We start from the raw sequence: 12,349 nt of genomic DNA, 5'->3' as shown, positions 1-12,349 counted from the left end.
TCGTTCCGAGACGCCGGCGCGGGCCGGCGCCAGGCCCATCCGGCCGCCGGGAGGAGCATCGTCCCGGTATCGGACAGGAAATGACGCTGGGTCGGTAACACCCTGTATGGGCGGTAACCTCAGGGCCGCACCCTACTGGTGGGCAGACGGCAGGCCGCGGGGTGGCGGCCAAGACCGCTCCAAGGTGCCGACGGCTGCGTCCGTCGGTAATAGAGCCGGCACCCCCGGTGCAGACGCACCCGCCAGAAATCCCCTAGGTCAGCCGGCAGCCAGGCCCGGGTCGCCGGCGAGGAAACGTCGGACATCTGACGATTCCGCCCGCAGGGCCAGCTCGACGGCCGCGGGCAGCGGCTCGAACAACGCGAGGCTCACCTGGCCCGCCGGCATCGTCCAGGTGCCCGCCGCCCGGCCGGCCACGAGCGCGATGGCGCGGAAGATGCCGTTGACGGTGACTATCGAGCGGTATGGGCCGGTCACCCAGTCGCGGGCCGCCCAGCCGTGCAGGATCGGATCGAACGGGCCGAGCAGCCGAGTGGGCAGAGAATCCGGGCTTACCTCGTCCCAGGGCAGGTCGCCCAGGCCGCGCGGGCGGCCAGCCAGGTCCACCAGCCCGGCACCGAGCGGCTCGGTACCGATCGGCTCGGTAAGGCCGGAGCCGGCGGCGAGGGCCAGCCCACGGCGCGCGTCGGTCAGCGGCAGCCCGGACCAGCTCGCCAGATCACGTTCGCCGGCCGGGCCGTGAGCGGCGAGATAACGCACCGCGAGCCGCACCAACGCCGTGTCGCGGTCACTCTCCGTTCCGCCAGTCTCGTCCTGCGCGGGCAGCGGCGTCCGGGACTCGTCGACGGCGGCCAGCGGCGCGGCGTCGAGTGCGTCCGAGGTTGCGGCCACCGGGCCGAGCCAGTCGCGGACCAGGACGTAGGCCTGTTCGGACCCGACGATCGGGCCGCGGACCAGCAGCCCGCGCAGGCTCGCCAGTCCCAGGATGTGGATCAGCGCCTGCCCGGCGACCGGAATACCCGCCGCGGCGAGCCGGTCCCGAAGCTGGGCTCGCGACAGTGGGCCGTCGTCGGCCAGCGCCCGTTCGACGAGGGCCACGCCGCGCTCGGCCTCGGCGGGTGACACGCCCTCCTCGCCAAGCCGGCGACGGACGTTCACCTCCTGACGGGGCGCGGTCAGCGCGTGCAGCCAGCCGTAGTCCTCGGCCCGGACCAGGTGCAGGGTGCCCCGGTTCAGCCAGGTCACGACGAGTCGGCGCTCGGCGAAGGCACGGTCGACGTCCGCGACGGTCAGCCCGGCGGCCCGGGACCGGATGGCGAGGCGCAGCCCGCGCAGGTCCTGCGCCTGCACCGCGAGCACGTGCCCGACGACCTGGACGACGGTCCGCACCCGCTGCGCGGCCGTGGGCCGGGCCGGCAGCGGGCTGGCCAGCAGCTGCGCGGCCACCCGCCGCATCGCGACGTCCGGTGGGATCACGACGCCAGCATGCCGTGCGCCTCCGACAGAACCGGCGGCCGGCGGCAGTCGGCCGATCCGGACCGGCCGCGGTTGGGAAGCTCGTAGCGGAACCGTAACGGCGGCGTCCTAGATTCGGGCCGGCGCTGCCCAGCTGGCCGGTTGCCACCGGAGCGGGGCGCCTGGACGCAGGGAGGCCGACCGTGGAGGTCGTCGAGTTCCGGCCGCGGCCCGCGCAGTTCGCGTGGACCTTCGGCGGGGTGGCCCCGATCCGGACGGTGAAGCCGGGCACCGTGCTGCGGCTGTGGACCGAGGACGCCTTCGGTGGGCGCCTGCGCACGACCTCCGACCTGCCGAGCAGTTCGCTGACGATGCCGTTCGTCAACCCACAGACGGGGCCGTTCTACGTCGAGGGCGCCGAACCCGGCGACACGCTCGTGCTGCACCTGGTCGAGCTCACCCCGGCCCGAGGCTGGGGCGCGTCGTCGACGATCCCGTTCTTCGGGGGCCTGACCGGCACGGACCGCACCGCCACGCTCGCGCCGCCGTTGCCGGAACGCACCTGGATCTACGAGGTCGACCGGGCGAAGAGCACGGTCACATTCACCGCTCTGTCCAGCGAGTTCCAGGTTGATCTGCCGATGTCACCCATGCTGGGCACCGTCGGCGTCGCACCGGCCGCTATGGAGGCCAGATCGGCGCTGGTCCCGGACCGGTTTGGCGGGAACATGGACACCCCGGAAATGCGGGCCGGCGCGACCTGCTATCTCGGAGTCAACGTCGATGGGGCGCTGTTCTCCATCGGAGATGGGCACTACCGGCAGGGTGAAGGCGAGGCCTGCGGCACGGCTGTAGAAGGCGCCATGGACGTGACCCTGATCGTGGAGCTCGTCAAAGGCCGGGCGCCACAATGGCCGCGGCTGGAAAGCGACACGCACTTCATCACCGTCGGCTCAAGCCGGCCGTTGGAGGACGCCTGGCGGATCGGCCAGGTGGAGATGGTCACCTGGCTGTCGGAGCTGTACGGGCTGGAGACGCTCGACAGTTACCAGTTGCTCAGCCAGATCAGCGAGGCCCCGCTGGCCAACGTGGTCGACGTCAACTACAGCGCACTCGCCAAGATCGCCAAGGCCTACCTGCCGCCGGTCGCCGCCTACGACGGGATGCACCGCTATCTCCGCGACCTCGCGGCGCGGATCCCGCCGCTCTGAGCTCCGGCTGCCAGCCGCGAGGCGGCTCTCTTAGCCCGGCTGGGTCAGCTTGGCGGTTCAGCAGGAGCGCACGCCCACGACGGCGAGCAGGAGCGACGTGATCGGGCCGCCCCGGTAGCACCGCGGTGCGGTCGGCGTGGCCGTCGGCGGCGAGGACGGTGCGGCGCTGGCCCCGGACGACGGACGGGCCGAGGCCCCGGCTGTCGGTCCAGCGGTGGTCCGGGCGACATCGGGCGCCGCCGTGGTGGCGAGATCGGGGGTCGCGCCCACACCCAGGCCCTGCACGGGTTCGGCCTGGACGCCGGACACCTGCTCGGCGCCCTGCCCGCCGACCGGTCCGCTCCCGCCGGCGCCGGCGCCGGCCAGGCTTCCCGGGCCGTCGGCGAGCGCGAGGCCACCCGGCGCCAGGTCGACGCCGCCGCTCTGGCCGGCGCTGCCACGTCCCTCGGTGGCACCGGTCCGGGAGCCGGAATGGTGGCCGAAAAGGACGATCGCGAGGCCCGCCACCACCAGCAGCAGCACGACGGCGCCGGCCACGGCGGCCAGCGGAGCCCGCCCGCCGCGACGCCCGTGCGTCCCGCCGGCCGGAAAGACACGCCCGAGGCGGCTCGGGGCCGCGATCGCCGTCACCTGTGCGGTCAGCCGCTCCAGTCCGGTCCGCCAGGCCGGCTGGGGTCGATGCCGCCGCCGGGCCGCCGACGAGGCCGGGCGCGGGACCGGGCCGGTCGCCTCGGCTGGCGGCCTCGGGTGTTCGGGGTCCGGCGCGGGCGCGCGGCTGACGACGGGTTCGTCAGCGCTGGGTCCGGCGGCGGCGCGCAGCCGTTGGGCGATCGCGTCGAGCGTGGCGGCGTCGATGATCTCGACGTCCTCGGCGGAGCGGGCGACGGCCGGATCCCACGGCTCGTCGACGATCTCGGCATCCCAGACCTCGAGGTCCGGATCGGGGCCAGCTCGATAACCCCGGGCGCGGCTGGCGGAGGCCGCGCCCAGTGGGCGGCCGGTGGCGCCTTCGCGCGCGCCGTCCTGCCGCCAGGGTCGACCAGACTGCCGGTCGGCCGTGCCGCTGCCATTTCCGTGACCCATGCGTCCCCGCCCCGGCGTCGCGGTCGAGCGGGTGGTGCGCCTCAGCGTTCGACTGGTGCGCGACCAAAGGGGACAGTTCCCGTGACGTCCGACGCCCTGTGATCCGGTGGCGATTTCAGGGCGAACACTATGAGCCGAAAGTCCCACCCACCACAAAAATAGGACAATTCGGCAGATCGACAGGCCGCGGTCCAGGTAGGTGGCCGGCGCGGCCATGGCGCTGGTCGGTCAAGATGTGGCGGTGAGCCCTGGACTTCCCGCCGCTGGCGGCGGGCGCTGGGTGAACGTCGCGCCCGAGCGGGTGGCCGGCTGGCTGGACCGGTTCGCCGAGCGGCACGGCTCGCTGACCTGGACGATCTCCCCTGTGACGATCGTCGCCACCGCCGCGGACGGTGCCGTCGCCGACTGCCAGGTCCCCCTTCCACCGCTGGCCGTCGAACCCGGCACGGCACCCGGGGCAGCACTGGCCGCGCACGCCGGCGTCGAGCGACGGGTCGGCGTGCTGCTGGTCCGGCTCGGCGGGTATGCGGCCGGGGTGTTCGAGGGCGACCGCCTGGTGGCCTCGAAGGTCGGCTCCCGGCAGGTGCACGGGCGCAGCTCCGCGGGCGGCTGGTCGCAGCAGCGGTTCGCCCGACGCCGCGAGGGGCAGGTCCGGGTGGCGCTCGGCGCGGCGGCGGACACAGCGGCCGGGCTGCTGCTGCCCGCGGTCCCCGGGCTCGCTGCCATGATCGTCGGAGGCGAGCGGCGCGCGGTCGGGCAGGTCCTCCAGGACCCACGGCTCGCGCCGCTGCGGTCGCTGGTCGCCGACCCGTTCCTGACGGTCCCCGACCCGCGTCGCCGGGTGCTGGAGGACGCTCCGACCCAGTTCCGCTGCGTCCGCATCCGCGTGGCCGAGTCGCTGGCGGCCGGCGGCTGACCGTTCGCGCAGGTCACCGAGACCGGACGGACGATTTGCCCGGGTCGAACGGATTAGCCCGGGAATGGCAATCGATCTATGACGGTTGTCACGTTCTTCGACAATGCGCGACCGAGCCGGCGCGCCGCGGAGAATGGCGTATCCGGATCACCACCGGCAGTGGCCGGGAATGCGAAGACAACGCACCCGGCCACGGTCCGCGCCGGATTCCGGTTATTCCCCCAGGGCGATGTGTGGAACCAACCGCGCACCCACGACGTGAGGTGGGTCACCACGGATCTCTGGTTTTGCGCCGTGGAATTCGTCCGGCATCGTGAGACGCGTGGTGCTCGGCACCCAGCTCCCCCGAGGTGCGGGCACCCCTGATCCGAGCCAGCCGTGGCCGTGAGAGGCGCTACGCGCGCCAGCCGCGGGCGGTCAGCGGGCCGGGATCCGCCGGCGTATTCCTGTAGCCGTGGAAAGGAATCTTCGTGTCCAGTGCGATGAAACGCCTCTGTCGACGAGCCCGCGTCGCCGTGTTCGCCTCGGCGGTCGTAGCCAGCGTGAGCGCCGGCATGGCCGCGGCCACTCCGGCCAGTGCCGCCGTCTCGGCGCCCCGCATGCTCTCGGCCCTCGTCGCCTGCCAGTCCGGCGCCAACCCGGGCGTGGTGACCCTCAGCGCGACCCAGCAGGACGCGGACGCCACCTCCGGCGCCGCCCACCACCCGTGCTGGAACAACGGGTCCTGAGGCCCGGCGCCCGCAGTGCCGCCGCCGGCGTCAGGACGTCTGGCGGCGGCGGCGCGCGATCTCGGCGAGAGCGACGCCGGCCGCGACCCCCGCGTTGAGCGACTCGACCTCGCCGGCCATCGGAATCCGGACCAGCAGATCGCAGTTCTCCCCGACCAGCCGGGACAGGCCACGACCCTCCGAGCCGATCACGAGCACGATCGGGTCGGTCGCGGCCGCCAGGTCGTCGAGGCTGACGTCCGCGTTCGCGGCGAGCCCGACGACGACCAGGCCGCCGTCGGCGTACGACCGCAGCGTCCGGTTCAGGTTGGTGGCCCGGGCCACCGGCAGCCGCGCCGCGGCTCCGGCGGAGGTCTTCCAGGCCGCCGCGGTCATCCCGGCGGCGCGCCGCTCGGGCACGACGACGCCCTGCGCCCCGAACGCGGCGGCGGAGCGGACGACGGCGCCGAGGTTGCGCGGGTCGGTCACCCCGTCGAGCGCGACCAGCAGGCCAGGGTCGCTCGCCCGCGCCCGCGCCAACAGGTCGTCGGGGTGCGCGTACCGGAACGGCGGGACCACCAGCGCGAGCCCCTGGTGCGGCGCCACCCCGCAGAGGCGGTCCAGCTCGAAGCGGCCGATGTCCACGACCGCCATGCCGGCTCGGCCGGCGAGCTTGCGGGCCTCGGTCAGGCGCTCGTCGAACTCAAGTCCTCCGGCGACGTACAGCGTCGCGGCCGGGATACCGGCCCTTAGCGCCTCGACGACCGCGTTACGCCCGACGACGAGCTCGTCGGTCTCCCCGGGGCGCCGGCCAGCCGGCCCGCCGCGACCGGTGGCGGCCCCGTCGCGCTGACCGGTGTTGCCCGCCCGCGCCGGACCACCGTCACGCTGACCCGTGTGGCCGGCCCGCGCCGGACCACCGTCGCGGGCACCGGTTGGCCGCGCGGTCGACCCGGCACGGGTGCTCGTGGTCTCGGACCGCGCCGCCGCGTTCGCGCGCCGCTGCGCCGGGTGGCCCTTGCGCATCTCGGCTGGCGGCGTCGCGCCCTTGCCTTCCAGAGCCCGGCGCCGCTGGCCACCGCTTCCGATCGACGCGCCCTTGCGGTGCGAGCCGGCCTTCGCCGCCCGGCCGCCCTGGCCGCCGCGCGCCACGCCTCCCCCACCCCGCCGTGCCGTCGCCATCGTCGGGTCACCCTTCGTCGTCAAGCCTAGAAATCACAAGGCTACCCGGCCGGTCACCCGGGGCGCCCCGGCCGGGCCCGTCAGCCCGCGCCGGCAGCCCTCGGTCGGGTGGCGCCCGGCCTCGGTCGGCCACCGTGGCCCGGGGCATACCGGAGAAATTGCCTATCTCCGCCACGATCAGTAATCATTGGCGACATGCCAGCGCGGCCCGCGGGCCCACCGTCCGTCCACAGCGCACGTGTCCGTGGGCGCACGAACGAGCGTGACTGCACCGGGAAGCGGAACGAAACCGCGCTTGCATCAACGGATTCCCGCCGGTTGATCGCGGCCATCGACGGACCTGGGCCTATGCTGCGAAGATTCTCCCCTGACTGCCCCGGCTCCCCGGGCTGGTCGGAGAGACGCCGGATCAACCGCGACGGTCGGGAGGCACGACAATGGTGGCGCGCACGCCGTCTGGCCGCGGCGGGGGCCGGCCGCCGACGGCTTTGCCATCCCCCGCCCGGCCGCGCGGCACCCGCGCGCTGGAACTCCCGACCGTGAGATGCCAAGAGAGTCGACGTATGGGACGCCGGGCCGGGAACTCCTGCTCGCCGCGCCCCGGGCAGCTGCGCCGCGAGTCGCGGTGGGCCCCGGAGCGGCGCCTGGTCCGCCGATTGAGAACGGGATGACCGTGGAGCACGACGCCGCTGGAAGCTACGACGTCGGCGGATCCGGCTATCACGGCGGGTCTTACGACGGCGGGTCCGGCTACGACCTGCCTGAACGCGGCATGCCGGAGAGAGGACGGTCCCTGATCGACGAGCGCACGAACCGCTGCCCGCGCTGCGCCGTCGTCCTCTACGGCGACGCGCGGTACTGCGACTCCTGCGGCTTCGCGCTGCAGGGCCCACCAGTGGTCAGCGGCGACTCGGATCACCGGGAGAAAGACCTCGGACAGATCGCCGGGGTCTGCGACCGCGGCGTCCGGCACGCCACCAACGAGGACGCCATGGGCGTCGCCGAGGTGTTCGGGACGATGATCGCCGTCGTCTGCGACGGCGTGTCGACGACGCCGGGCTCCGGCGAGGCGTCAGCGGCCGCGGCCGCGACGGCGACCACGATCCTGGCCGACGCGGTGCGCGCGCACGGCCCGGGCCGGGCGGTCCCGGTCGGCCGGCCCGGTGACGTGCTCGACGTCCTGGAACCGGGAGACGAGGACGACTACCACGACCCGGTGACGCTGCCGGCCGCGGTCGTCGGCGGCTTCGGCCCGGAAGAGGCGGAGCTGGCGCTGCACCACGCGGTGCACGCGGCCCAGGACATGATCGCCCAGCTCAGCGCGGCGGAGGGCCGGATGGCACCGTCGTGCACGATCGCCGCGGCCATCATCTCGCCGCCGGTCGCGGGCGGCCCCAGGACGGTGACCATCGGCTGGGTCGGCGACAGCCGGGTGTACCTGCTGGGCCCACGCTGGTCGGAGCGGCTGTCCGCGGACGACACCTGGGCGGCGGAGGCGGCCCGCGCCGGCCTCATCCCGGCCTCCGAGGCCGAGACCCACCGCAGGGCGCACACGTTGACCCGTTGGCTCGGCGGCGACGCCGAGGACGTGGCCCCGCACACGGCCGTCTTCCCGATCGAGGCGCCCGCGACGATCCTGGTCTGCAGCGACGGCCTGTGGAACTACGCGTCCCGGCCCGACGTCATGGCGGCCATCGTCAACCAGCTGCCACCGGACGCCACGGCCGTCGAGGTCGGGCGCCACCTCATCGAGTTCGCGATCGACCAGGGTGGGCACGACAACATCACCGTGATCACGGCACGCGTGGACCGTTGAGAGGCCAGTCACCCGGAGGTCACCTGGCCGGCTGTGCGGGTGAGCACGGGTGGGCCAGTGTTGGTCGCCGGAAGGCCACTGCGACACTAGAGGCCGTTCCGGCGGCTGACCTGGCGGCGTCCGTCACGAGGCCGGCAGGGGCTATGACATCTCAGCGGGCAACAAGGCAACCCGTCGGCTACTACAGATGCCGGTGCAGATCGACAATCCAACAACGGGTACGGTTCGTCAGAGGAATCGAGGTCGGCCAGAGTGACGGGGGCCTTCCCGTCGCAGGGCCGGCCAGGACCGTCCGGGTGAAGGTGATCAGGTGAGCGCACGCTGCCCGGAGGGGCACCTGTCCCAGGATCCCGACTACTGCGATCAGTGCGGCCTCCGCATCACGAGTGGTCAGGACAGTTACGGCTACCGGTCTGACGACCGTGGCGCGCCCGTCGGCTCCTACGGGGGCGGCTCGGGTCGCGGCGGCGGCGGCGGTGGCACTGGTGCCGGGTACGACCCCCTAGGCATCCGTCGCGGGGGTGAGCCAGCCGGTCGCGGTACGCCGCGCGGCGGCGACCCGTACGGCGGGGAGCAGTACGACAGCGGTTTCGGAGCCGGCTATGACGACCGCCCGGCGCGGTCGTCCTACGGCGCCGATTCCTACGACCAGAGCGGCTACGGGTCGCCTCGGGGCGGCCGGGATGGCCGCGCCGCCGAGGGCTTCGAGGGCCGGGAGGCCGGCGGAGCCCGCGGTGGGCGGGACGACCCGGACGCCGGCTATGGCCGTGGCGGCCGCGACGGCGGTGGGCGCGGCGCTCCCGCCGATGCCGACGGGTACCAGTCATCGCGCGGCGGCCGGGACGACTTCGGCGGCCGTGGCGGCGACCAGTACGGCCGTGACGGCGGCGAGACCGCCTACGCGCGCGGCGGCCGGGACGACCGTGACGGCTACGGCGGCGGGCGCGGCGGCCGGGACGCGGCGGCCGGCGACGGCGGACGCGGCTACGACTCCGACCCGCTCGGCGTGGCCGACCGGGGTGGTGCCCGCGCGGCCGGCCGGTACCCGCAGTGCCCGAACTGCCGTGCCTACTACGAGCCCGGCGCTCGGTTCTGCGAGAACTGCGGCCTGGACTTCACCACCGGGCACATGCCGGGTGCCGGCCCGGCCGGGTCCGGCCGCCGCCAGACCGACCCACCGGTCGACGGCGGTTACGGCGAGCCGGTCATCACCGGGAACGCGGCCAACTGGAACGGTGGAGGCGGCGCACCGGTCGCGACCACCTGGGAGGCCGTCGTCGAGGCCGAGCGGGACTACTACGACAGCGGCGACGACCACCGGGTCCCGTTCCCGTCGTTCTACCCGCGCCGGGTGTTCCCGCTGTCCGGGCCGCGGCTGCTGGTCGGCCGGCGCAGCGAGTCCCGCGGCATCCACCCGGAGATCGACCTGTCGGGCGCCCCGGAGGACCCGGGTATCTCGCGCGCGCACGCGGTCTTCGAGCGGCAGCCGGACGGCGGCTACGCGCTGCTGGACCCGGGCTCGACCAACGGCACCCGGCTGAACGACGAGCCGGAGCCGATCGAGCCCCACGGGCCGGTCCCGCTGCAGGACGGCGACCGCGTCTACCTGGGCGCCTGGACCCGCATCACCATCCGCGCCCGTTAGTCGAACCAAAAGGTAAAGGCCTCCACCCAGCTGGGTGGAGGCCTTTACCTTTGGTGGTTCAGGCGGGTTGGTGGTTCAGGCGAGGTGCCAGCGTTGGCCCTCGCCGGTGTCGTCGACGATGATGCCGGCGTCGCGCAGGCGGTCGCGGATCGAGTCGGCCTCGGCGTAGTCGAGGCGGGCCCGGGCCGACGAACGCAGGTCCCGCACGATCTCCATGACGCCGTCCAGCGCCGCGCGCACCTGGCCACCGGCGGCCGGCCACTGCTTCACCGGGTCGAGCCCGAGGACGGTCAGCATCCGGCGGACGACGACCAGCCAACCGGCGAGCTCCCCTCTGTGGGTCTTCGACAGCACGAGGTTCCCCTCGGCCACGGCCCCGAACAGCGCGGCGAGCGCACGGCTGACCCCGAGGTCGTCGTCCAGCGCGGCGGAGAAGGCCGCCCAGGCCGCCGCCGGAGACGCCGTGCCAGCTGGCCCGGCAGCGGCCCGGCCCTGCGGCCGGCCCTTTCCCCGGCTCTTGGCCGGGCGCGGCGCGGCCGCGGGCGATGCCTCCGCGGCGAGCGAGGCGGCCTCCTCCGGGCTGCCGAGGATGTCCAGGGCGTTGCGGACGAAGGTCTCCACCCGGCCGTACCCGGCGGCCGACTCGGCGAGCGCGTCGGGGCTGTACTCCAACGACGAGCGGTAGTGCGCCGACAACAGGTGGTAGCGCAGCACCTGCGGGCGAACCTGGGCCAGCGCATCGGTCACGAAGAACGAGTTGCCCAGCGACTTGGACATCTTCGTGCCACCGGTGGTCAGCAGCCCGACGTGCATCCAGTACCGGGCCATCTCCGGCTCGCCTGACCCGTCATGGGCCCGCGCCGCGGACGCGCAGACCGTCTGCGCCCGTTCGTTCTCGTGATGCGGGAACACGAGGTCCAGCCCGCCGCCGTGGATGTCGAAGACGTCACCCAGGTACTTGCCGGCCATCGCCGAGCACTCGAGGTGCCAGCCGGGCCGCCCGGAGCCCCACGGCGAGTCCCAGGCCGGCTCGCCCGGCCTCGCCGCCTTCCACAGCGCGAAGTCGCGCGGGTCCTCCTTGCCCGCCTCGACCTCCGCCGAGGCCTGCATGGCGTCCGGCCGCTGGTTGGACAGAGCGCCGTAGTCGCCGAACCGGCCGACCCGGAACCACACGGACCCGTCGCCCTCGTAGGCGTAGCCCGCCGCCATCAGCTCGCCGATCAGGGCGAACATCTCCGGGATGTGGCCGGTCGCGCGGGGCTGGATCGTCGGCGGCAGGATGCCGACGGCCCGGTAGGCGTCGTCGAACGACCTGGTCTCCCGGGTCGCGAGCTCCCAGACCGAGACGCCTTCCCGGTCCGCGTTGACGATGATCTTGTCATCGATGTCCGTGACGTTCTGCACGTAGGTGACGGCGTAGCCGGACTCGAGCAGCCAGCGTCGCAGCAGGTCGAACGCGACCGCCGAACGCAGATGGCCGACGTGCGGAGCGGACTGAACGGTCGGCCCACACACGTAGACGCCCACGTGGCCGGGGCGCAGCGGCTCAAAAGGCCGCACGCGCCGCGTACGCGTGTCGTAGAGGTGCAGGCTCATCTGTCAAGAGTAGCGGCGATCGTCTCGAAGGGCGCTTGCGCGCCCGCTCGACGATCGCTGTCGGGCGGTTTGCGCCCTCCGGCACTCGATGTCCAGGGCCCGGAAATCTGGGCCGATGCTCGTTCAGCCTTGGCACCGTGGCCAGATTGCGCTCGGAGCCAGGCCGCGCTCGGGTGGCAGGTTGCGCTCGGGTGGCAGGCGCGGGGTCGGGTCAGCCGGTGGTGAGGACGCGGGTGGGGCTTATGCGGATGACCACGCGGATGGCGTCCGGGCCGTCCCACTTGTAGGGCTCGCCGGTGTACTTGACGGCCAGGCGGTCGATCAGGTCGCGGCCGCCCTCCTCGGTCAGGGTCGCCGTGCCGCGGATCTCCACGTAGGAATACGGGTCGTGCTGGTCGAGGAACATGAGGGCGACGCGCGGATCTCGGTCGATGTCGCGCTCCTTGGCCCGGCCGCGCACCGTCGAGAGCAACAGGTCGTCGCCGTCCCGCTCGATCCACAGCACCGTAAGCCGTGGTGACCCGTCCGACTGCAACGTCGCCAAGGTCACGTAGGTCGGCGCGTCCGCCAGCGTCCTGACCTTTTCCGGCAGCCGTTCACCCATACACGCTCCTGAAGTCCCGCCGCGCCGCGAATCGCGATCAGGCCAACGATTCCACCGTCGAACCGGCGAAACGCGACGACCCGATGCCAGCCTGGCATCTGGCCCGTCGCGGTGAGTCGGCGGGCCCTCGCTCA

Annotated in this window: 10 protein-coding genes; 5 read left to right on the top strand and 5 right to left on the bottom strand. The window is 73.6% G+C overall.

Features of this window, described 5'->3' with window-relative positions; all coding sequences use genetic code 11:
- Positions 1-258 precede the first annotated feature (258 nt).
- Complete coding sequence (locus FRAEUI1C_RS01965; protein WP_013421599.1) at positions 259-1,455, bottom strand: winged helix DNA-binding domain-containing protein; 1,197 nt, start codon at positions 1,453-1,455, stop codon at positions 259-261.
- A 203-nt stretch (positions 1,456-1,658) separates the two neighbouring features.
- Here FRAEUI1C_RS01965 and FRAEUI1C_RS01960 point away from each other — a divergent pair, with 203 nt between their 5' ends.
- The gene (locus FRAEUI1C_RS01960) at positions 1,659-2,666 is read left to right on the top strand and encodes an acetamidase/formamidase family protein (RefSeq protein WP_013421598.1); all 1,008 of its coding nucleotides are present in this window, start codon (positions 1,659-1,661) and stop codon (positions 2,664-2,666) included.
- Between the two features lie 57 nt (positions 2,667-2,723).
- Here FRAEUI1C_RS01960 and FRAEUI1C_RS01955 read toward each other — a convergent pair whose 3' ends face one another.
- Positions 2,724-3,749, bottom strand: coding sequence for a hypothetical protein (locus tag FRAEUI1C_RS01955; protein ID WP_013421597.1), 1,026 nt, complete (start codon positions 3,747-3,749; stop codon positions 2,724-2,726).
- A 241-nt stretch (positions 3,750-3,990) separates the two neighbouring features.
- On the opposite strand from FRAEUI1C_RS01955, the gene FRAEUI1C_RS01950 reads away from it, so the two are divergent.
- Positions 3,991-4,665 carry an acVLRF1 family peptidyl-tRNA hydrolase gene (locus FRAEUI1C_RS01950; RefSeq protein WP_232425266.1) on the top strand — a complete coding sequence of 225 codons (675 nt, stop codon included), beginning with the start codon at positions 3,991-3,993 and terminating at the stop codon, positions 4,663-4,665.
- A gap of 470 nt (positions 4,666-5,135) precedes the next feature.
- The gene (locus tag FRAEUI1C_RS01945; RefSeq protein ID WP_013421595.1) at positions 5,136-5,393 is read left to right on the top strand and encodes a hypothetical protein; all 258 of its coding nucleotides are present in this window, start codon (positions 5,136-5,138) and stop codon (positions 5,391-5,393) included.
- Positions 5,394-5,423: 30 nt separating this feature from the next.
- On the opposite strand, the gene rlmB is transcribed toward FRAEUI1C_RS01945, so the two are convergent.
- Positions 5,424-6,554 (bottom strand): 23S rRNA (guanosine(2251)-2'-O)-methyltransferase RlmB, encoded by a 1,131-nt coding sequence (rlmB, locus tag FRAEUI1C_RS01940; protein WP_041258701.1) that lies wholly within the window; start codon positions 6,552-6,554, stop codon positions 5,424-5,426.
- A 667-nt stretch (positions 6,555-7,221) separates the two neighbouring features.
- Between rlmB and FRAEUI1C_RS01935 the strand changes: the two genes are divergently transcribed.
- Both FRAEUI1C_RS01935 and FRAEUI1C_RS01930 read left to right on the top strand, forming a co-directional pair.
- Positions 7,222-8,370, top strand: a complete 1,149-nt coding sequence (locus FRAEUI1C_RS01935) for a PP2C family protein-serine/threonine phosphatase (RefSeq protein ID WP_013421593.1) — start codon at positions 7,222-7,224, stop codon at positions 8,368-8,370.
- A gap of 310 nt (positions 8,371-8,680) precedes the next feature.
- Positions 8,681-10,015 carry an FHA domain-containing protein gene (locus tag FRAEUI1C_RS01930; protein ID WP_013421592.1) on the top strand — a complete coding sequence of 445 codons (1,335 nt, stop codon included), beginning with the start codon at positions 8,681-8,683 and terminating at the stop codon, positions 10,013-10,015.
- A gap of 75 nt (positions 10,016-10,090) precedes the next feature.
- On the opposite strand, the gene cysS is transcribed toward FRAEUI1C_RS01930, so the two are convergent.
- A complete protein-coding gene (gene cysS, locus FRAEUI1C_RS01925; protein WP_013421591.1) occupies positions 10,091-11,611 on the bottom strand; it encodes a cysteine--tRNA ligase in 1,521 nt (506 codons plus the stop codon).
- A 211-nt stretch (positions 11,612-11,822) separates the two neighbouring features.
- Positions 11,823-12,215, bottom strand: coding sequence for a PPOX class F420-dependent oxidoreductase (locus FRAEUI1C_RS01920; RefSeq protein ID WP_013421590.1), 393 nt, complete (start codon positions 12,213-12,215; stop codon positions 11,823-11,825).
- Positions 12,216-12,349 lie beyond the last annotated feature (134 nt).

The organism is Pseudofrankia inefficax, from assembly GCF_000166135.1.
GTDB classification, from domain to species: domain Bacteria; phylum Actinomycetota; class Actinomycetes; order Frankiales; family Frankiaceae; genus Pseudofrankia; species Pseudofrankia inefficax.
This window is presented reverse-complemented; position numbering and strand designations above follow the sequence as displayed.